Genomic DNA, 20,688 nt, shown 5'->3' with positions numbered 1-20,688 from the left:
CTCGGGTCAGGGAGACGGTACGCTCGAATTGCGCGGCCTGTCACACCGCAACGCCGCTAAACAATGATGCCGACGGGGGTGCGTCGCAAGCCCTGCAGTGTGGAAAAAGTCGAAACGTCTACCGCACTGCACGCGTGCAGAACGATTCCATCAACACGGCAGAACAACTCGGATCACGCCTGCGCGACGCTCTGCACGGTGCCGGTCGATGGCAAGGTCGATATCAAGGTTGATACCAAGGTCGCGACCCATGGCCGGCGCGCTGCAACCCACAAACCTTAACGCGCCGTCCTTGGCGGCACGACGCGCCGGTCGGCGTTGACGGCCCGCCGCTAGCGCTGTCAGGCAGGTGCCGCGCGGCATTGTCCTCGGAGCAATCCGCGCCGGCACAAGCCGCCGAAGGCCCTGCCGGCAAGGCCAGAGCTGTGGTCGCCGGGCTTGCCGGATATGAGTCATCCGGCGCCGGAACTTGCGGAAAATTGCGCGCACCGCGAGCCATACGCGAAAGTTTTCGTGCTTTACCGCCAAGCTTCTTGCGGTGCAGCGGCGACAGGCCTAGGGTGCCGCGATCCCATTCAAATCAAGTCGTGGCCCAACGGCTCACGACGTTTGCCAGGAGATGATAATGGCCTTCCTGTCCGCTGCGCTCGACCGTGTGAAGCCGTCCGCGACGATCGCGGTCACGGACAAAGCACGCGCGCTGAAAGCCGCGGGCCGCAACGTCATCGGCCTCGGCGCCGGCGAGCCTGACTTCGATACGCCCGCCAACATCAAGCTAGCAGCGATCCACGCGATCGAGGCCGGCAAGACCAAGTACACCGATGTCGGCGGCATTCCGGAGCTCAAGGAAGCCATCATCAACAAGTTCGCGCGCGAGAACGGCCTGACCTACAAGCCGAACCAGGTCATCGTCGGCACCGGCGGCAAGCAGGTGCTCTACAACGCGCTGATGGCGACCATCAATCCGGGCGATGAGGTGATCATCCCGGCGCCGTACTGGGTCAGCTATCCCGAGATGGTGGCGCTCGCCGGCGGCGAGTCGGTGCCGGTGGTTTGCCCGGCCTCGACCGGCTTCAAGCTGCGTCCGGAAGATCTCGAGAAGGCGATCACGCCGAAGACCAAATGGGTGATCCTGTGCTCGCCCTCGAACCCGACCGGCTCGGCCTATACGAAGACCGAGCTCAAGGCGATCACCGACGTCCTGGTCAGGCATCCGCATGTCTGGGTGATGACCGACGACATGTACGAGCACCTCGTCTATGACGACTTCGTCTTCACCACGGCGGCGCAGGTCGAGCCGAGCCTGTACGATCGCACGCTGACCGTGAACGGCGTGTCGAAGGCCTACTGCATGACCGGCTGGCGCATCGGCTATGCCGGCGGCCCGGCGCAGTTGATCAAGGCGATGGCGACGATCCAGTCGCAGTCGACCTCGAACCCGTCGTCGATCGCGCAGTGGGCGTCGGTCGAGGCGCTCAACGGTCCGCAGGACTTCATCGCTGCGAACAACAAGGTGTTCAAGGAGCGTCGCGACCTCGTGGTGTCGATGCTCAATCAGGCGAGCGGCATCGAGTGTCCGCGGCCGGAAGGCGCATTCTACGTCTATCCGTCCTGCGCCGGCACGATCGGCAAGAAGGCGCCGTCGGGCAAGCTGATCGACAACGACGAGGTGTTCGTCACCGAATTGCTCGAGAGCGAAGGCGTCGCCGTGGTGCAGGGATCGGCATTCGGGCTCGGACCCGCGTTCCGCATTTCCTACGCCACCAAGACCTCCGATCTCGAAGATGCCTGCAAGCGCATCCAGCGCTTCTGCGGTAATCTGCGGTAGTTCGATCCGAAATTAAGAAACGCTCCCGCACCTGGTGCGGGAGCGTTTTTGTTTATGCGCTGAAATCGCGCGCCGGTAGATTCGACGAGTCAAATCACATCCTGCTCACCTCACGCGCGTGTGTGCGAACATCGATGCCACACGCGGGAAGTTTTTACGGCGTCTTTGCGCACTGCCTTGTTTTGGACACGAGCCTTCCTTCCTGTCCGCCGCGCAAATTCAGTTCACCTTGCGGAGACAGTTCAATGCGACTTTCGACCCTCACCCTTGCAGCGCTTGCGTTGCTGGCGCCGTTCGCCACCGCCAACGCGGCGCCTCAGGTTCAAGCCGGGGTCCTGCAATGCCAGGGCGGCGAGAATGTCGGCTTCGTTGTCGGCTCTGTCGCGCGCCTCGAATGCGTGTTCCAGAGCGGCGGCCGTCGGCCCGAGCCCTATGTTGCTACCGTGAAGCGGATCGGCGTTGATCTCGGCGTCACCGCGACGACCCAGCTCGCCTGGGCCGTGAGCGCGCCGACCACGCAGCTTCCGCGCGGTGCGCTGGCCGGCAGCTACGGCGGCGTCGGCGTCAACGCCTCGGTCGGCCTCGGTGCCGGCGGTAACTTCCTGTTCGGCGGCCCGAACAATGCCTATGCGCTGCAGCCGGTCAGCGTGCAGGGCCAGACCGGCCTCAACGTTGCGGCCGGCATCGCCGGCATCGATCTCGAGCCGGTCGCCTACGGCGGTCCGCGCCGTCATCATCGTCACCACCGTCATCATCGCCATCACTAAGTTGGTGGTGTCTCATCAAGAGGCCCGCGAAAGCGGGCCTCTTTTTTGTTGTCTGTTGTTTGCTGTCCGTTGCTCGATCAATCGGCAGACCCCGAGGAACATAGCAGCGCCGCAACATCTCCTGACAATCGGTGGCCGGGCACCGCAAATTCTGGCTGGACGTTCGATGTTGTGGCATAGGATGCGAACGGCGCCGCAGACACGGCGCCGTTCTGTTCTCTGCTTGCGTCATGCCTCTCAGCCGGAGACTCGCCAACATGCGTCGCTTCACTCTCCTCGCCGGTGCTGCCATTGCCACGCTGACCGCAATCGTCGGCGCCAGCGCCCAACAGCCGATCCAGCGCGTGCAGGTCGGCGTTCTGGAATGCCGCGGTGGTGCGAGCGTCGGCTTCATCGTCGGTTCCGTGACCCATCTCGGTTGCGTGCTGCGCGCCAATGGTCTGCCTGAGGATCGCTACATCGCGACCATCCAGAAGGTCGGCATCGATCTCGGCATCACCCAGGAATCGGCGCTGGCCTGGGGCGTCTACGCACCGGTGGAGCGGCTCGGGCCGGGTGCGCTCTCCGGCAACTACGCCGGCGCGCAGGGCAGCGCGACGCTCGGTGTCGGCGTCGGCGGCAACGTGCTGGTCGGCGGCTCCGACAACACGATCGCCCTGCAGCCGCTCAGCGTGCAGGGCCAGGTCGGCATCAACATCGCCGCCGGCCTCGAGAGCCTGGAGCTGCGTCCGGGCCGCTAACGCGCGCCCGTGCGGCTGATCAGCTTGCCGAAGAAGCCGCTCGCTTCTTCGGCAACGATCCCGGGCGCCTCGGCGTGAACGTAATGTCCGGTCTCGACGAACCTGATCGAAGGTTCGCTCCAATAGTCTCCCAACCTGTCCGACCATTCGGGCGCGATCAACGGATCGCGGCGACCCCAGAGAAAGCGCGAGGGCACGTCGATGCGCGGCTGCGCCGGCAGCTTGCCTTCCAGCCAGCGCCGGCGATTGGGCGCGGACGAGAGATACCAGTCGAAGCCGCCCTGGATGTTGCCCGGCTTCATGAAGTTGTCGACATAGGCTTCCAGCAGGTCGCCGAACACGGCGGGATCGTCGCCCGACCAGTGGTCGAGGAAATGTCGGAAGTAGAGCCGGCATGACTCGCGCGAGCTTCCGACCAGTTGCGCGGCCCATGGCAGCTGCTGGAAGTATTGATACCAGACCTCGATCAGGTGGCCGGGCTGGCCGTAGCGGTGCCCGAGGCCCGGATAGGGCGTGCAGAGATAGAGCGTGCCGGTCAGCCGCTGCGGCTGTCGATGCGACATCGCCTGCATGACATAGGCGCCGAGATCGCCGCCGATCACGCCGAAGCTGATATGACCGAGCGCGTCCATGACCGCAAACATATCCAGCGCGTGGCGCTCCGCGGTGGCGGACGCATCCGACCCCGGTGTCGGCTTGCCGGTGTCGCCGCAGCCGCGCAAGTCGGGCGCGATCAGTTCAAAGCTGTCGCCGAGGCGCAGCATCAGCGGGCGCCACACCAGCCAGAACTCCGGCCAGCCGTGAAGCAGGAGCAGCGGCGGCCCTTTGCCGAAGCGCGCGACATTGACGCGCAGACCATCGATATCGATCTTCTGTTGTGTGATGCCTGCCGCGGCTGCATCCGCGAAGGCTTTTTCCAGCGCCGTCATGGGGACTCCCTGTGGTTTGCCGCAGGCTGTCCGCGTTCGCGCATCCGGTCCAATACTCGTTCGATACGGTTGCAGAGCTATTGCATATGACGGACGGCACCCGCCGCCGTGCTATACCGCCGGCATGGAATTGCGACATCTCAGATATTTCGTGGCGCTCGGCGAGGAATTGAACTTCACCCGCGCGGCCGAGCGGCTGCACATCGCGCAACCGCCGCTGAGCCAGCAGATCCGTCAGCTCGAGGACGAACTCGGCGTGACGCTGCTGCAGCGGAATAGCCGCCCTGTCAGGCTCACCGAGGCGGGCGAGCTGTTGCTTGCGCGCGCCCGCGCGCTGCTCGCAAATTTCGAGGCCGCGGTCGCGGACACGCGGCGCGTCGGGCGCGGCCAGGCCGGCAAGCTCGCGATCGGATTCGTCGGCTCCGCGATGTTCGCCGGTCTGCCCGATCTCATCGGCAGCTATCGCGACGCCTGTCCCGACGTCGAGCTCGTGCTCGACGAGATGCTGGCGGCCGAGATTGCCGAAGCGCTGCGGCGACGCCGGATCGATGTCGGCTTCGCACGCCCCGCGCTATTGCCGGAGGCGGGACTTGCCCAGCGCCTGATCCTGGAAGAGCCCTATGTCGCGGCGTTGCCGCGCGCGCATCCGCTTGCCGAGAGGGACGACATTGCGCTCGCCGAATTGTCCGACGATGCCTTCGTGCTGTATCCGGCGCGACCGGAGCCGTCGGTCACCGGCCTGATCGTCGCCGCGTGCCAGGCCGCCGGCTTCACGCCGCGGCTCGCACAGGAGGTGCTGCATCTGCAAACCGCGATTGGCCTGATCGCAGCCGGCGTCGGTGTGTCGCTCGTTCCGGAGGCCGCGGCGCGCGCACAGGCCGGTCGCGGCGTGGCGTATGTCCACTTGGCCGCGCCGGCGGTGACGGCTCCGCTCACGATTGCGTGGCGCGATGAAGATGTCTCGCCCGCCGTGCAGCGTCTGCTCGACCTTGCGACACGCTTGCGCGAGATTGCTCCGGGACTTGCGCGAAGGAACTGACGCAGCGGCCGCAATTGTCCGGACGATGGCTCGGGATCGCAAACTTACGCGACGCCGCACCGCAGCGACGTTTTCCCGCTTGCCAAATGTCAAACGCAGGCAGAGCATAAACGGTCGCCGACCCAATCATGGGCCGAGCTCCAAAACGAGGAGGCGGCAATGGGACAAGACGTCAGAAGTCCCCGAGGTCCACGGTGCATCGCATTGGTGGGCCCTTTCCAAAGCGGTAAAACCACACTTCTGGAAGCGATCCTGGCGCGCACTGGCGCCATTAAGAATGCCGGCAGCGTCGATGCCGGAACCTCCGTCGGCGATGCCAGCCCCGAGGCGCGTCAGCACAAGATGGGCGTAGGCCTGACCGCCGCCACCACCACCTTTATGGGGGACAGCTACACCTTTATCGATTGTCCCGGCTCGATCGAATTCGCGCACGATATGCGTGCAGCGTTGCCGGCGGTCGATGCCGCGGTCGTGGTCTGCGAAGCCGACGAGAAGAAGCTGCCGCAGCTGCAGATCATCCTGCGCGAGCTCGAGGAGCTCGGAATTCCCCGTTTTCTATTCCTGAACAAGATCGACCGCGCCAACAAGCGCGTCCGCGAGACGCTTGCGACGCTGCAGCCGGCCTCGCGCGTGCCGCTGGTGCTGCGCCAGATCCCGATCTGGAACGGCGATCTGATCGAAGGCTTTGTCGATCTCGCGCTGGAGCGCGCCTTCGTCTATCGCGAGCACAAGCCGTCGGAGGTGATGGCGCTCGAGGGCGGCAATCTCGATCGCGAGAAGGAAGCGCGCTTCTCGATGCTGGAGAAGCTTGCCGATCATGACGACGCGCTGATGGAGCAATTGCTGGAGGATATTCAGCCGCCCCGCGATGCCGTGTTCGACGATCTCGCCCGCGAATTGCGCGAAGGGCAGATCTGTCCGGTGCTGCTCGGCGCTGCGAGCCGCGAGAACGGCGTGCTCCGCCTGATGAAGGCGCTGCGCCATGAGGCGCCCGGCGTTGCCGAGACCGCCGATCGGCTCGGCATCAAGGACCAAAAGGATGCGCTGGCCTACGTGTTCAAGACCGTGCACTTGCAGCACGGCGGCAAGCTGTCGCTGGCGCGCGTGCTTGCGGGCCGGCTCGACGACGGCATGACGCTGCAATCCTCAAGCGGCGAGAGCGGGCGCGTCTCCGGCATCCTCGCGGTCTCGGGCGCGCATGACAGCAAGCGGCCGCAGGCCGAGGCCGGCGACACCGTCGCGCTCGGCAAGCTCGATGCGATCAAGACCGGCGATACGGTCTCGAGCGGCAAGACGGCGCCGGCCTCGCTGGTCAAGGTCGAGCCGGCCGCGGCCGTGCTGTCGATCTCGATTGCCGCGACCGACCGCAAGGACGACGTCAAGCTCGGCCAGGCGCTGCTGCGGCTCAACGAGGAAGATCCCTCGCTGACGATGATCCAGAACCCGCGCACCCACGACACCGTGCTGTGGGGGCAGGGCGAGATGCATCTTCGCGTGGCGCAGGAGCGGCTGAAAGACCGCTACGGCGTCAACGTCAAATCGCATCCGCCGGCGATCGGGTACCAGGAAACCATCCGCAAGCCGATCACCCAGCGCGGCCGGCACAAGAAGCAGTCCGGCGGCCACGGCCAGTTCGGCGACGTCGTGCTCGACATCAGGCCGAAGCCGCGTGGTTCTGGTTTCGAATTCCACGAGAAGGTGGTCGGCGGGGCGGTGCCGCGCAACTATATCGGCGCGGTGGAAGAGGGCGTCGTCGACGCGCTGGCGCGTGGCCCGCTCGGCTTCCCCGTGATCGACGTCGACGTCACGCTGACCGACGGCTCCTATCACAGCGTCGATTCCTCCGACCTTGCGTTCCGCACCGCGGCGCGGATCGGGGTCAGCGAGGGGTTGCCGCAGTGCCAGCCGGTGCTGCTGGAGCCGATCCATATGGTCGAGATCGTCTGTCCGAACGAAGCGACCGCCAAGATCAACGCGATCCTGTCGGCGCGCCGCGGCCAGATCCTCGGCTTCGACACCCGCGAGGGCTGGAGCGGCTGGGATTGCGTCCGCGCCACGATGCCGGAATCCGAGATCGGCGACCTGATCGTCGAGCTACGCTCCGCCACCGCCGGCGCCGGCACCTTCACCCGCCAGTTCGACCGCATGGCCGAAGTGACGGGCCGCGCCGCCGACCAGATCATCGCCGCGCATCGCGACGCGGCGTGATCCAATTGTCATTCCGGAGCGCTCGCGCCCGCGAGCGAATCCGGAATTTCGATATTCCCCAATGCGCAATTGCGCATTGGGATTCGATGCTGTCGCATCGCCCCGCAATGACGGGGAGACTGCTTCGCTCCCTTCCTTCCCAAGCCATGTACTTTCATGAACATTGTCGTTCTGAACACCGGGAGCGATTCCCACCGTCATGCTTGAATCCCGCCGTAACCTGGCGCTGGCCTGCGCGCTCAGCGCGCTGGCCGGCTATGTCGACGGCATCGGCTATCTGCATCTCGGCGGGCTGTTCGTCTCCTTCATGAGCGGCAACTCGACGCGGCTCGGCGTGACGCTGGCCGAGGGGCACTGGCAGCTCGCCCTGGAAGCGCTGGAGCTGATCGTGCTGTTCGTCGCCGGCGCCGCAGCCGGCAGCCTGATCGTGCTCAGCGCGCTGGCGCATCGCCAGCCCCTGCTCCTGCTCGTCGAGGCGTGGCTGCTGACGGCGGCGGCGGTGGCCTATGCCTATGGCCTCCCGAGCGCCGCGGTCGCCGCCATCGTGCTGGCGATGGGGCTCGAGAACGCCGTATTCCAGCTCGAAGGCGGCGCCGGGCTCGGCCTCACCTACGTCACCGGGGCGCTGGTGAAGGCCGGCCAGTTGATCGCCGCCGCGCTCACCGGCGGCGCGGGCTGGGCCTGGCTGCCGAACCTGCTGCTGTGGGCGGCGCTGGTCGCGGGCGCGCTCGCCGGGGCGATGGCCTATGGCTGGATCAACCTCGCCGCGATCTGGTTCGCCGCAGCCGCCGCGTTCGCCCTCAGCGCGCTGGTTGCCGCAACCGCGAAGCGGACGGATTGACAGCGCGCCTGCCTTGGCCGATGTCACAATCATGACGTCCTCAAGCAAAACCCGCGCCGCGTGCCTGATCGGCTGGCCCGCCGCGCATTCCCGCTCGCCGCTGATCCATCATTACTGGCTGCGCACGCTCGGCATCGAGGGCGGCTATGTGATCGAGGCGGTGCCGCCGGAGGATTTCAAGGATTTCCTGTTCCGCCTGTCGCTGCGCGGCTTCGTAGGCGCCAACGTCACCATTCCGCACAAGGAGCGCGCGCTGGCGCTGTCGGCACCGGACGAGCGCGCCCGTGCCGTCGGCGCCGCCAACACGCTGTGGTTTGCCGATGGCGAGTTGCGCTCGACCAACACCGATGTCGAAGGCTTCATCAACAATCTCGACGCCTGCGCGCCCGGCTGGGACAAGACCGAGGACGCGCTGGTGCTCGGCGCCGGCGGCGCGTCGCGTGCGGTGGTGTTCGGCCTGATCGAACGTGGGATCGCGCGCGTGCATCTGGTCAACCGCACCATCGACCGTGCCCGTGCGCTGGCCGACCAGTTCGACGCGCGCGTTCATCCCGCGACGTGGGACACGGTCGGCGAGCTGCTGCCGCGCGCAGGGCTGCTGGTGAACGCCACGTCGCTCGGCCAGCATGGCCAGCCCGCGCTCGAGGTCGATGTGGGGTTGCTGCCGCAAAATGCGGTTGTTTCCGATATTGTCTATGTGCCGCTGGTGACGCCGCTGCTCGCGGCGGCGGAGGCGCGTGGCCTGAAGACCGCTGACGGGCTCGGCATGCTGCTGCATCAGGCGGTGCGCGGTTTTGAATTGTGGTTCGGCCAACGCCCGCAAGTTACAGCGGAACTGCGTGGGCTGGTCGAAGCCGATCTCACAAAGACTTGAGGCCTGGAATAGCGTCTCCGGCACGGTGTCTCGTGTTAGTCCCCCGCGTTCCCTCCCGGAGATCACCATGCCTGCCAGCCGTTCCCATCTCATTCGTCCGTGCATCGCGCTCGCGATGGTGACGGCATCCACGCTTTATGCGCTTGCGCAGCAGCCGCCGACGCCGACGCGGGTGCGTGGAACCGTCGAGAGCGTCGATGGCGATACGCTGGCGGTGAAGTCGCGCAGCGGCGAGGACGTCAAGCAGCACATGGCAGGCAACATGGTGGTGCTCGGTCTCACCAAGGTCGCGCTGTCCGACATCAAGGTCGGTTCCTTCATCGGCACGACCACCGTGCCCGGCCCCGACGGCACGCCGAAGGCGGTCGAGGTACATGTCTTCCCGGAGAACATGCGCGGCACCGGCGAAGGGTCGCGACCCTACGATCTGAAGCCGAACAGCAGCATGACCAATGCGACCGTCGCGCAATCCGTCGTCGGCAATGACGGCCACACATTGCTGGTGAAATACAAGGACGGCGAGAAGAAGGTGGAGGTCGCACCCGATACACCGGTCGTGACCTATGTTCCCGGCGACAGAGCGGACCTGAAGGCCGGCGCCAAGGTCATCGCCTTCATGAAGAAACTGCCGGACGGCTCGCTTGAGACCGACCGCGTCAGCGTCGGCCGCGACGGCCTCACGCCGCCGATGTGAGGCTGAACAGGCTCCGCTGTCGTCCCTGCGAAAGCAGGGACCCATAACCACGGGGTTGAGTTGTTGAAGCGCGCTGTCGCCTCGGCGCTGCGAAACGACGGCCATCGGTGGTTATGGGTCCCGGGTCGCGCTTCGCTTGCCCGGGACGACGAAGACTCTTCGGGCTACGGCTGCCGTGCAGCGCTCAAGCGTATCACCTGTCCGTTATCGCAGTAACAGCCCCTCATCCGGCGCGTAATTGTCGAGCGTCACCTCTTCTGCGAAGGAGAGGTGCCGCACGGAATACCACCAATTCCCCGGTGTTCCCTAATCCGCCAGCCCAACCCATGAGGGACACCATGCCGAAATCGCCGCTGTTCGCCGCATTGCTTCTCGTTGCCTTTGCCTCGGCTGCATCCGCGCAGCAGCCGCCGACGGTGCGCATTCGCGGCACCATCGAGGCCGTCGACGGCGCCATGCTGTCGATCAAGTCGCGCGACGGCGCCGACATGAAGGTGCGGACCACCGACAACGTCGCGGTGTTCGGCGTCGCCAAGACCGATCTGTCGGAGATCAAGCCCGGTTCCTATATCGGCGTCACCGCGATGCCCGAGCCAGACGGGACGCAGAAGGCGATCGCGGTTCACATCTTCCCGGAGAACCAGCGCGGCGCCGCCGAAGGCTTCCGTCCCTGGGACCTGCGCGCCAACTCGACGATGACCAACGCCACCGTTGCCGAGACCGTGAAGGGCACCGACGGCCAGAACATCACGGTGAAGTACAAGGACGGCGAGAAGAAAGTCGTGGTGCCGCCGGGTACCCCGGTCGTCACCTTCGTCGCCGGCGACAAGTCGGAGCTGAAGCCGGGCGCCAAGATCATCATCTTCGGCGCGGTGAAGAAGGACGACGGCACGCTGGAAGCCAACCGCGTCAATGTCGGCCGCGACGGAGTTACGCCGCCGATGTGAGGCGAAGCGCACCTCTCTCAACACGTCGTCCCGGCGAACGCCGGGACCCATAACCACCGATGGTGGTTTGTTGAGAGGGCTGGGGCCACAGCCGTGTTCTAGTCTCGTACGGCTGTGGTTATGGGTCCCGGCGTTCGCCGGGACGACGCTTGTGGACGGGATGGCGCCGGCGGCTAAACCGCCAGCACGTGATCGTCGATCTCGGCGATGGTGTTGACGCCGCACAGCCCCATCGTGGTGGTGAGCTCCTTGCCCAGGATATCGATCGCCTTGGCGACGCCTTCCTGGCCGCCGGCGCCGAGGCCATAGGCATAGGCGCGGCCGATCATGCAGGACTTCGCGCCGAGCGCCAGCGCCCGCATGACGTCCATGCCGGTGCGGATGCCGCCGTCGAACATGATCTCGAGCTTCGAGCCGACCTCGTCGACGATCTCCGGCAGCACCTCGATCGAGGACGGCGCGCCGTCGAGCTGGCGGCCGCCATGGTTGGAGACCACGATCGCCTGCGCGCCGGTCTTGGCGGCAAGCTCGGCATCCTCGACGTCGAGGATGCCTTTAAGGATCAGCTTGCCCGGCCAGATGCTGCGGATCCAGTCGATGTCCTTCCAGCTCAGCGAGGTGTCGAACTGCGAGGCGGTCCATTCCGACAGTTTCGTCAGATCCTCGGTGCCTTTGACGTGGCCGGCAATGTTGCCGAAGGTGCGGCGCTTGCCTTGCAGCACGCCTGACACCCAGGCGGGCTTGGTCGCGAAGTCGATCAGCTTCGACAGCGACCATTCCGGCGGCACCGTCATGCCGTTCTTGATGTCCTGGTGGCGCTGGCCGATCACCTGCAGGTCGACGGTCAACACCAGCGCCGAGCATTTCGCGGCGATCGCGCGCTCGATCAGCGATTTGATGAAGCCGCGGTCCTTCATGACGTAGAGCTGGAACCAGAACGGCTTGTCGACGGCGGCCGCGATGTCCTCGATCGAGCAGATCGACATCGTGCTCTGGGTGAAGGGAATGCCGGCCGCCTGCGCGGCGCGGCAGGCATAGATCTCGCCGTCGCCATGCTGCATGCCGAGCAGGCCGACCGGCGCCAGGATCAGCGGCATCGCCGCCGGTTCGCCGAGGATCGTGGTCGCCAGGGTGCGCTTGGACACATCGACCAGGATGCGCTGGCGGAACTTGATCTGCTGCAGATCTTCCGAATTCGCGCGCAGCGTGTCCTCGGTGTAGGAGCCGCGGTCCGCATAATCGAAAAACGCCTTCGGCACCCGGCGCTTGTGCAGCTGGCGCAGATCTTCGATGCAGGTAATGTGCTTCATGGACGGTCCCGGCCCTTCTTCTGTGTCGCAAGTTCGATGTCGCGAGCCTTGTTTTAAGCGGCAAGTCTTGCGGGTGTTCGATCTTGCCGTCATCTAGCATGGATGGGTGGCCTGCCAAATCGAAGACGGATGGGAGAGCGCGATGACCCAATCAGGCTCCAAGCCGAAAGCAGACGAGAACGCCGAGAAGCGCCGGCTCGACGAGGCCCTGGAGGAGGGGCTGGAGGAGACGTTTCCCGGTTCCGACCCCGTCAATGTCACCCAGCCGGCCCCCAGCAAGGGCGACCAGCACGTCAAGCGCAGCGGCAAAGGGTAGGGGACAGGTTCGTTTCCCAGGTTGCTGAAAGAGCAATAATGTTATATCTTTCAGTGCGTTAATGTCGAAGTACGGGGTTTGGCCCCGGTAATGATTCATCATATTTTTTGAAGTCATTTTAGTGCCTGGCAGTCTATAAGGCCGATGCACGCTAGACTGGTAGGCGTTCGGGACTCTCTCGCCGGGTGGTTCGAGAGGTCCGTGTTGGGGGTTACATGAGCCGCAAATATTTCGGGACCGATGGAATTCGGGGCCGCGCCAATGGACTGATCACGCCGGAGCTCGCGCTCAAGGTGGGGCAGGCCGCGGGATTGGTGTTTCAGCGTGGCGACCATCGCCATCGCGTCGTGATCGGAAAGGACACGCGGCTGTCCGGCTACATGATCGAATACGCCATGGTTGCGGGCTTCACCTCGGTCGGTATGGACGTGCTGCTGGTCGGCCCGATGCCGACCCCGGCGATTGCGATGCTTACCAAGTCGATGCGCGCCGACCTCGGCGTCATGATCTCGGCGTCGCATAATCTTTTCGAAGACAACGGCATCAAGCTGTTCGGCCCGCAGGGCTTCAAGCTGTCCGACGATGTCGAGAAGCAGATCGAGCAGCTGCTCGACGAATCGCTCGACCGCCGCCTGGCGCAGAGCGCGAGCCTCGGCCGCGCCCGCCGCATCGACGGCGTCCATGACCGCTACATCGAATTCGCCAAGCGCACGCTGCCGCGCGATCTCTCGCTCGAGGGCCTGCGCGTCGTGGTCGATTGCGCCAATGGCGCCGCCTACAAGGTGGTGCCGGAAGCGCTGTGGGAGCTCGGCGCCGACGTGGTGCCGATCGGGGTCGAACCCGACGGCTTCAACATCAACAAGGAATGCGGCTCCACCTCGCCGGAAGCGCTGTCGCGGAAGGTGCGCGAGATGCGCGCCGACATCGGCATCGCGCTCGACGGCGATGCCGATCGCGTCATCCTGGTCGACGAGCGCGGCCACATCGTCGACGGCGACCAGCTGCTCGCAGTGATCGCGCAGAGCTGGAAGGAAGAAGGGCGCCTCTCCAAGCCCGGCATCGTCACGACCGTGATGTCCAATCTCGGGCTGGAGCGCTTCCTGCAGGGCCTCGGGCTGCAGATGGTCCGCACGCCGGTCGGCGACCGCTATGTGCTCGAGCAGATGCTGAGCGGCGGCTACAATCTCGGCGGCGAGCCGTCGGGCCATATCATCATGTCGGACTATTCGACGACCGGCGACGGTTTCGTCGCGGCGCTGCAGGTGCTGGCCGTGGTGCAGAAGCTGCGCCGCCCGGTGTCGGAGATCTGCCGGCGTTTCGATCCATTGCCGCAAATCCTGAAGAACGTGCGCTATCGCAGCGGCAAGCCGCTCGACGACGCCGAGGTCAAGTCCGCGATCACCGACGGCGAGAAGCGCCTCAACGGCCATGGCCGTCTCTTGATCCGTCCCTCCGGCACCGAACCGGTGATCCGCGTGATGGGCGAGGGCGACGATCGCATCCTGGTGGAAGAGGTCGTCGACAACATCGTCAGCGCACTCGGCCACGCCGCCGCGGCTTAAGCCCCGTCCGGCCTCGTCAGCTCATGATCCGTCATCCTGAGGAGCGCGCCCTTGCGCGCGTCTCGAAGGATGCACGGCCCATTGTCGCAATGTGGCGAGCGCCGGGCCGTCGACCCTTCGAGACGCGCGGAGCCTGTCATCGGGCCGCGCTTTGCGCGGACCCGTTGGCGCTCCTCAGGGTGACGGGGATAGGCCGCCGGCTGGCCACACAGCGCATCGCTGCCATCGGCTAACGCAACTGGTTTGCCTCACCTCCGCGTCGTACGACACGGAGGTATTTTTGCGAATCTGTCCGGGAATGCTGCATTGAACAAACCCGTCGTGAGCAAACAGGCGCTGGGCGAGCCGGTGCCGGTGCCGGAGCTGACGGCCGCGAAGGCCGCCGCCGCTGCGGGGCCGGCCTATGTCGTGCTTGCCGGCATCAGCTTTTCACACTTCCTCAACGACACGATGCAGTCGCTGATCGCCTCGGTCTATCCGATCCTGAAGGACAATTACGCGCTCGACTTCGCGCAGATCGGCATGATCACGCTGGCGTTTCAGTTCACGGCGTCGCTGCTGCAGCCGCTGGTCGGGCATTTCACCGACAAGAAGGCGCAGCCGTTCTCGCTTGCGATCGGCATGGGCTTCACCTTCTTCGGGCTGTTGCTGCTCAGCGTTGCGCACAGCTATGGGGTGATCCTGATCGCGGCTTCGCTGGTCGGCCTCGGCTCCGCGGTGTTCCATCCGGAATCGTCGCGCATCGCGCGGCTGGCGTCAGGCGGACGTTACGGTTTCGCGCAATCGGTGTTCCAGCTCGGCGGCAGTTTCGGCACCTCGATGGGACCGGTGCTCGCAGCACTGATCGTGGTGCCGTTCGGCCAGCCCTCGATCGCCTGGTTCTCCTCGATCGCGTTCCTTGCCATCGTGATCCTCTGGCGCATCGGCGTCTGGTACAAGCCGCAGATATCGGGCAAGAAGGCGGCCGCCGTCGCGCGGCATCCCGACCATCCGGATCAGCGGCGCGTGAGGATCGCGCTCACCGTGCTGGTCGCGCTGCTGTTCTCCAAGCAGCTCTATGTCTCGAGCCTGTCGAGCTACTACATCTTCTATCTGATCGATCGGTTCGGCGTCTCGACGCAGGCGGCGCAGCTCTATCTGTTCATCTTCCTTGCCGCCAATGCCGCGGGTGCGTTCATCGGCGGTCCGCTCGGCGACCGCTTCGGCCGCAAATACGTGATCTGGTTCTCGATCCTCGGCGCGCTGCCGTTCACGCTGGCGCTGCCCTATGCCGGCCTGTTCGCAAGCGCCGTGCTGACGGTGGTGATCGGTTTGATCATCTCGTCGGCGACGTCGGCGATCATCGTGTTCGCGCAGGAATTGATGCCGCATCGCTTCGGCATGATCTCCGGCGTGTTCTTCGGCGTCGCGTTCGGGATCGGCGGTCTCGGCGCGGCGGTGCTCGGCAAGCTCGCCGACCACACCTCGATCGCCTTCGTTTATCAGCTGTGCGCCTTCCTGCCGGCGATCGGCCTGCTCGCGGTGTTCCTGCCGAAGATGCCGCAGGCCGTGCGCTGAACGCTCGGCCGCAGACGCGACGCCCGCGTTAAGCATTCGCTAACGCACGCGGCTCGCGTGCGCTGCAAACGGCGCGCATGCGTCAACGCTTCATTAGCACTTGTGGCGGGATCGCGATGTTCCGCCGCCGACCTGCGTCATTTATGGACCCATAAGCGACAGCCGCAGAGAAAGGTGAGAGAAAATCAACCTTAAAAATTAGGGTTAAGTGCCGCTTAAACATTTCCTGCCATCGTCCGGCCGTGAGTTTCAGACGTGGGGCTTTCGTGTCGCCTCACTTGGCCCAAAAGGACGAAGCCAATGCGTAGCGTAAAGACCCTGATTGCCGCCGGCGCGGCATCTCTGTTGTCCTCGGCGGCGTTCGCCGCCGACATGCCCATCATGCCGCCGCCTCCGATGGCGTATGCTCCTCCGCCGGTCCAGGATTTCGGCGGCTGGTACCTGCGCGGCGACATCGGCATGACCAGCAGCAAAGGCAGGCTGCACGTCAACGCGTATGACACGCTGCCCGCCGGCGCGCTCACCCAGGTTGGCCATGGCTTCGACGGCGGCACGCTCTACGGCATCGGCGTCGGCTATCAGTTCAACAGCTGGTTCCGCGCCGACATCACCGGTGAGTACCGCTCGAAGGTGAGCTTCAATGGCACCGACTTCGTGACCTTTCCCACCAACTCGATCGGCGATGCCTATCATGGCGGTTTCCAGAGCTGGGTCGGCCTCGTGAACGTCTATGCCGATCTCGGCACCTGGTGGTGCTTGACGCCGTTCATCGGCGCCGGTGTCGGTGCTGCGACGATCAAGACCTCGGGCTTCTCCGACGTCACCACGTTCCCGGGAGCGTCCGGTTTCACCGGTTCCTTCGCCGCCGACGGCGCGACCAAGACCAACCTCGCCTGGGCCGTGCATGCCGGTCTCGCCTACAAGGTCACCAACAACTTCACGGTCGAATTGGCTTACCGCTATCTCGACATGGGCACCGCGGGGCAGGGCAATGGTCGCTCGTTCGATGGCAGCAATGCTGGTCCGTCGTCGTTCCAGTTCCGGGATATCACGTCGCAGGACGTCAAGCTCGGCGTGCGCTTCGCCCTGCCTTGCTGCGACGTGCCGCCGCCGCCGCCGCCGCCCCCGCTGATCCGCAAGGGTTAATTTCGAACCTTCCAGGGTTAACAATTGAAACGGCGCGGGATCATCCCGCGCCGTTTTTCTTTGCTGCCTGCGTGTCGAGCTTCCGCAACTTGCGTGCTCGAAAACCGGCGGCGACAACGATTGGTTAAGGTTAACAGGCGATGATCAACGCGAAATCGGTGCGGTGGATGGAGCGTTGCAATGCGTAGGTTCGTGCTGGCGGCGATGATGTTCGGGGCGATGACCGGCGCACATGCGGCCGACATGCCCGATTTCCTTCGCGGCAGTCTCCCCGCTTCCAGCGCGCCAACCAGAAACTGGGACGGCTGGTATGTCGGCGGCCAGGTCGGCCAAACCTGGATCAACACCGACTTTGGCGGCTCCGTCGCATCTCTGACCAATTCCATCTTCCGCAACACCACGCTTCAGGGTCCGACGTCGCAATTCAATCTGCTGGGTCGGGCCAATGCGCAAAGCTCGGGTTTCGGCGCATTTGTCGGACGCAACTATCAGTTCGACGACGTCGTGCTGGGTGTCGAAGCGAACTACACCTATTGGTCCGGCCTTACGACATCGACGTTCGGCAGCCTGGGCCCGATTCAAGTCGCTCAGCCGAGCCTTGTCCTGCCGACCGGGGCCACGGCCGCGGACGGCGTGACGTTGAATGGAAGCGCGTCGCTGAAGCTCAAGGATGAGATGACGTTCCGCGGACGCGCAGGTTGGGCAACCGGTGATTTTCTGCCCTACATTTTCGGCGGCCTTGCGGTCGGTCGAATGGATGTGTCGCGCACGGTCACCAGCTCCGTGAACAGAACGATCAACTTTGTCGACGGAAGTTCGACCACGTTTGCGCTCCCGCAGTTTGCCCAAACCGCGACGGATGCAAAAACGGACGCCTACGTTGCCGGCTGGACCGCTGGTCTCGGCCTGGAATACATGTTGTGGAACTGTGTTTTCGTGCGCGGCGAGTGGGAATACGTCAAGTTCATGCCGGTCAAGAACACGTCGGTCACGCAAAACAGCGTGCGTGCTGCCATCGGCTACAAGTTCTGACGCGCGCCACTCGGCTTGACACCGCAATCTGCGGCTGGTCGGATATCGCTCCGCAAGCGGAGCAATCTCACATGAAAATCTACGGCGACGCCAATTCAGGCAACTGCCTGAAGGTGAAATGGGTCTGCGACAAGCTGGCGCTGCCGTACACATGGGTCGAGATCGACACCATGAAGGGCGGCAGCCGGACCGCGGAATTCCTCAAGCGAAACGGCTGGGGTCAGGTGCCGACGGTGGAGCTGGATGACGGCCGCACGCTCGCGCAATCCAACGCCATCATCCGCTATCTCGCGCGCGGCAGCGACCTGATCCCGAGCGATCCCTATCGCGCGGCACAAATGGATGCCTGGATGTTCTGGGAGCAGAACAGCCACGAGCCCTATGTGGCCGTCTGCCGCTTTCAGACCGTGTATCTCGGCAAGGCCATCTCTGAGATCGATCCGAACCTCGTCAAGCGCGGCTATGTCGCGCTCGATCATCTGGAGCGGCATCTGGCGGGCACGCAATTTTTGGTCGGAGACGCGTTCTCGCTCGCCGACGTCTCGCTGCTCGCCTATACGCGTGTCGCGGAGGATGGCGGCCTCGAACTCGCGCGCTATCCCGTGATCCGTCGCTGGATCGCCGACGCCGAGCGCGTGCTCGCGCTGCCGCCGGTCCGCTGACCTCAGGTGAATGCCGCCATGACTGAAGCTTCATCCATCACGATCCGCCGCGCTCGCCGCGAAGACGTCGCCGCCATTGTCGGCATGCTTGCGGACGATCCGCTCGGCAGTGCGCGCGAGCGGATCGAGGACCCGCTGCCGCAAAGCTATTACGAGGCCTTCGCGCGGGTCGAGCGCGATCCCAACCTGCAACTCGTCGTCGCCGTCGACGGGGAGGGCGTCGTCGTCGGCTGTCTGCAACTCGCAGTCCTGCCGGGCATCAGCTCACAGGGCGGCTCGCGCGGCCTGCTCGAGGACGTTCGCGTTGCTAAACATTGCCGCAGCCGCGGCATCGGCGAGAAGCTGGTGCAGTGGGCGGTCACCGAGGCGCGCGCGAGAGGCTGCATGCTCGTCGAATTGCTGACGCATCAGACGCGGGTCGATGCGCAGCGTTTCTATGAACGGCTTGGGTTCGCGCGCAGCCATGTCGGGATGACGATTCGCTTTTGAAACGCGCGCACGAAGTTGTGCCATCTACCGGGCAATACCTGCGGCAGCGGATGGTCTGCGATCCGGTTAACAGCCAATAAACTAAGCTGGCCTCCGTGATTTTACGGGTCGGAACGAGTCCGCTATGTCGGACGTCTCCCACGGGGCGGCAGGCAACTGGGGATTGGAATGTCGGATTATTCGATCGTGCGGGTCGGCAACGAGTACATCGTGCAGGCCGGCGAGAAGAGCATTTTGAAAGTATCGAGCCGGCGCAGGGCGGTTAAGATCATGACTCTGGCGGCAGATTTGCTCGATCAGGAGACGATCCAGCAGGTCGAGGACGCCCCATCAATCAGCCGTGATGCCCGGGTTGTTCCAGACGAGTCCGAACTTTCTTGACGTTTGGGTACCTTTCCACTATCCCCGACCGCGGGAAACCTCTCCCCACCGAGAGGCAGCTATCTGGAAGGGTAGATTATGACTGCAGCGAAGCCCGCTTCGCGGCCCGAAGTGCCGCATTTTTCCTCCGGCCCCTGTGCCAAGCGCCCCGGCTGGAACCCCAACAATCTCAAGGACGCCGCCCTCGGCCGCTCGCATCGTGCGAAAGTCGGCAAGGCCAAGCTCAAGCTCGCGATCGACCTGACGCGCGAGGTGCTTGAGGTGCCCGCCGATTACAAGATCGGCATCGTGCCGGCGTCGGACACCGGCGCGGTCGAGATGGCGCTGTGGTCGCTGCTCGGCGCGCGGCCCGTCACCACGCTCGCCTGGGAATCCTTCGGCGAGGGCTGGGTCAGCGATATCGTCAAGGAATTGAAGCTGAAGGACGTCACCAAGCTCAACGCGGCTTATGGTGAAATCCCCGATCTCTCCAAGGTCGATCCGAAGTCGGATATCGTCTTCACCTGGAACGGCACCACCTCGGGTGTGCGCGTGCCGAACGCCGACTGGATCAGTGCGGATCGCGAAGGCCTGACGATTTGCGACGCGACCTCGGCCGCCTTCGCGCAGCCACTGGATTTCGCCAAGCTCGATGTCGTCACCTTCTCCTGGCAGAAGGCGCTTGGCGGTGAAGCCGCGCACGGCATGCTGATCCTGTCGCCGCGCGCGGTGGAACGGCTCGAGACCTACAAGCCGGCCTGGCCGCTGCCGAAGATCTTCCGCCTCACCAAGGGCGGCAAGCTCAACCAGGGCATCTTCGAAGGCGAGACCATTAACACGCCGTCGATGCTCTGCGTCGAGGACTATCTCGATGCGTTGAACTGGGCGAAGTCGATCGGTGGCCTGAAGGCGCTGATCGCCCGTGCCGACGCCAACACCAAGGCGCTCGCCGACTGGAAGGCGCGGACGCCGTGGATCGACTTCCTGGCCAAGGATTCCGCGATCCGCTCCAACACCTCGGTGTGCCTGAAGTTCACCGATCCCGCGATCACCTCGCTTCCATCCGACGCACAGGCTGATTTCTGCAAGAAGCTGGTCGCGCTGGTGGAGAAGGAGAACGCCGGCTTCGACTTCGCGTATTACCGCGACGCGCCGGCCGGCCTGCGGATCTGGTGCGGCGCCACCGTCGAGGCAAAGGATGTCGAGCTGCTGACGCAGTGGATCGACTGGGCGTTTGCCGAGACCAAGGCAGCGTTGCCCAAGGCGGCTTAAGTTTTCTCTTGTCACCTCTTCCCGTTCTTACGGGGAGAGGTCGGATCGCGCAGCGATCCGGGTGAGGGGCCCTCTCGGCTTGTTCCTCGCCCGTGGCTGCCCCTCACCCCAACCC

Annotated in this window: 20 protein-coding genes; 18 read left to right on the top strand and 2 right to left on the bottom strand. The window is 64.7% G+C overall.

The features are described from left to right. The first annotated feature begins 625 nt into the window (after window positions 1-625). From AC1VNY_RS35215 to AC1VNY_RS35205, 3 genes are all read left to right on the top strand, one after another. Complete coding sequence (locus AC1VNY_RS35215) at window positions 626-1,828, top strand: pyridoxal phosphate-dependent aminotransferase (protein WP_482408616.1); 1,203 nt, start codon at window positions 626-628, stop codon at window positions 1,826-1,828. A gap of 245 nt (window positions 1,829-2,073) precedes the next feature. After that, window positions 2,074-2,595, top strand: a complete 522-nt coding sequence (locus AC1VNY_RS35210; protein ID WP_038382216.1) for a DUF992 domain-containing protein — start codon at window positions 2,074-2,076, stop codon at window positions 2,593-2,595. A 257-nt stretch (window positions 2,596-2,852) separates the two neighbouring features. Then, window positions 2,853-3,335: a DUF992 domain-containing protein gene (locus AC1VNY_RS35205; RefSeq protein WP_028336066.1), complete on the top strand. Its 483-nt coding sequence runs from the start codon at window positions 2,853-2,855 to the stop codon at window positions 3,333-3,335. Here AC1VNY_RS35205 and AC1VNY_RS35200 read toward each other — a convergent pair. Further along, complete coding sequence (locus AC1VNY_RS35200) at window positions 3,332-4,264, bottom strand: alpha/beta fold hydrolase (RefSeq protein WP_482408615.1); 933 nt, start codon at window positions 4,262-4,264, stop codon at window positions 3,332-3,334. The genes AC1VNY_RS35205 and AC1VNY_RS35200 overlap by 4 nt on opposite strands. Before the next feature lie 124 nt (window positions 4,265-4,388). Here AC1VNY_RS35200 and AC1VNY_RS35195 point away from each other — a divergent pair, with 124 nt between their 5' ends. From AC1VNY_RS35195 to AC1VNY_RS35170, 6 genes are all read left to right on the top strand, one after another. Further along, a complete protein-coding gene (locus AC1VNY_RS35195; RefSeq protein WP_482408614.1) occupies window positions 4,389-5,303 on the top strand; it encodes a LysR substrate-binding domain-containing protein in 915 nt (304 codons plus the stop codon). 159 nt (window positions 5,304-5,462) lie between these two features. Beyond that, window positions 5,463-7,511 (top strand): elongation factor G, encoded by a 2,049-nt coding sequence (locus AC1VNY_RS35190; protein WP_482408613.1) that lies wholly within the window; start codon window positions 5,463-5,465, stop codon window positions 7,509-7,511. 199 nt (window positions 7,512-7,710) lie between these two features. Continuing rightward, complete coding sequence (locus AC1VNY_RS35185; protein WP_482408612.1) at window positions 7,711-8,352, top strand: YoaK family protein; 642 nt, start codon at window positions 7,711-7,713, stop codon at window positions 8,350-8,352. Between the two features lie 31 nt (window positions 8,353-8,383). Next, window positions 8,384-9,226 (top strand): shikimate dehydrogenase, encoded by an 843-nt coding sequence (locus AC1VNY_RS35180; protein WP_482408611.1) that lies wholly within the window; start codon window positions 8,384-8,386, stop codon window positions 9,224-9,226. Window positions 9,227-9,341: 115 nt separating this feature from the next. Then, complete coding sequence (locus AC1VNY_RS35175; protein ID WP_482408638.1) at window positions 9,342-9,920, top strand: hypothetical protein; 579 nt, start codon at window positions 9,342-9,344, stop codon at window positions 9,918-9,920. Between the two features lie 338 nt (window positions 9,921-10,258). After that, complete coding sequence (locus AC1VNY_RS35170) at window positions 10,259-10,867, top strand: single stranded DNA-binding domain-containing protein (RefSeq protein ID WP_482408610.1); 609 nt, start codon at window positions 10,259-10,261, stop codon at window positions 10,865-10,867. Window positions 10,868-11,040: 173 nt separating this feature from the next. On the opposite strand, the gene AC1VNY_RS35165 is transcribed toward AC1VNY_RS35170, so the two are convergent. Further along, window positions 11,041-12,177, bottom strand: coding sequence for an alpha-hydroxy acid oxidase (locus AC1VNY_RS35165; RefSeq protein ID WP_028340554.1), 1,137 nt, complete (start codon window positions 12,175-12,177; stop codon window positions 11,041-11,043). A gap of 142 nt (window positions 12,178-12,319) precedes the next feature. Here AC1VNY_RS35165 and AC1VNY_RS35160 point away from each other — a divergent pair, with 142 nt between their 5' ends. The 9 genes from AC1VNY_RS35160 (at window position 12,320) to AC1VNY_RS35120 (ending at window position 20,573) form a co-directional block, all read left to right on the top strand. Continuing rightward, the gene (locus AC1VNY_RS35160; protein WP_438074738.1) at window positions 12,320-12,493 is read left to right on the top strand and encodes a hypothetical protein; all 174 of its coding nucleotides are present in this window, start codon (window positions 12,320-12,322) and stop codon (window positions 12,491-12,493) included. A 215-nt stretch (window positions 12,494-12,708) separates the two neighbouring features. Beyond that, entirely contained in the window at window positions 12,709-14,055 is a 1,347-nt protein-coding gene (glmM, locus tag AC1VNY_RS35155; RefSeq protein ID WP_482408609.1) for a phosphoglucosamine mutase, read from the top strand. Between the two features lie 306 nt (window positions 14,056-14,361). Next, window positions 14,362-15,612, top strand: coding sequence for an MFS transporter (locus tag AC1VNY_RS35150; protein ID WP_482408608.1), 1,251 nt, complete (start codon window positions 14,362-14,364; stop codon window positions 15,610-15,612). Window positions 15,613-15,912: 300 nt separating this feature from the next. After that, a complete protein-coding gene (locus AC1VNY_RS35145; protein ID WP_482408607.1) occupies window positions 15,913-16,758 on the top strand; it encodes an outer membrane protein in 846 nt (281 codons plus the stop codon). Window positions 16,759-16,938: 180 nt separating this feature from the next. After that, entirely contained in the window at window positions 16,939-17,790 is an 852-nt protein-coding gene (locus AC1VNY_RS35140; RefSeq protein ID WP_482408606.1) for an outer membrane protein, read from the top strand. Between the two features lie 71 nt (window positions 17,791-17,861). Next, a complete protein-coding gene (locus AC1VNY_RS35135) occupies window positions 17,862-18,452 on the top strand; it encodes a glutathione S-transferase family protein (RefSeq protein ID WP_482408605.1) in 591 nt (196 codons plus the stop codon). A gap of 18 nt (window positions 18,453-18,470) precedes the next feature. After that, on the top strand, window positions 18,471-18,941 hold the full coding sequence (locus AC1VNY_RS35130; protein ID WP_240536835.1) for a GNAT family N-acetyltransferase: 471 nt from the start codon (window positions 18,471-18,473) through the stop codon (window positions 18,939-18,941). Window positions 18,942-19,109: 168 nt separating this feature from the next. Next, complete coding sequence (locus AC1VNY_RS35125; RefSeq protein ID WP_482408604.1) at window positions 19,110-19,322, top strand: hypothetical protein; 213 nt, start codon at window positions 19,110-19,112, stop codon at window positions 19,320-19,322. A gap of 78 nt (window positions 19,323-19,400) precedes the next feature. After that, complete coding sequence (locus tag AC1VNY_RS35120; protein WP_482408603.1) at window positions 19,401-20,573, top strand: phosphoserine transaminase; 1,173 nt, start codon at window positions 19,401-19,403, stop codon at window positions 20,571-20,573. Window positions 20,574-20,688 lie beyond the last annotated feature (115 nt).

This window comes from Bradyrhizobium ferriligni, from assembly GCF_056837965.1.
This window is presented reverse-complemented; position numbering and strand designations above follow the sequence as displayed.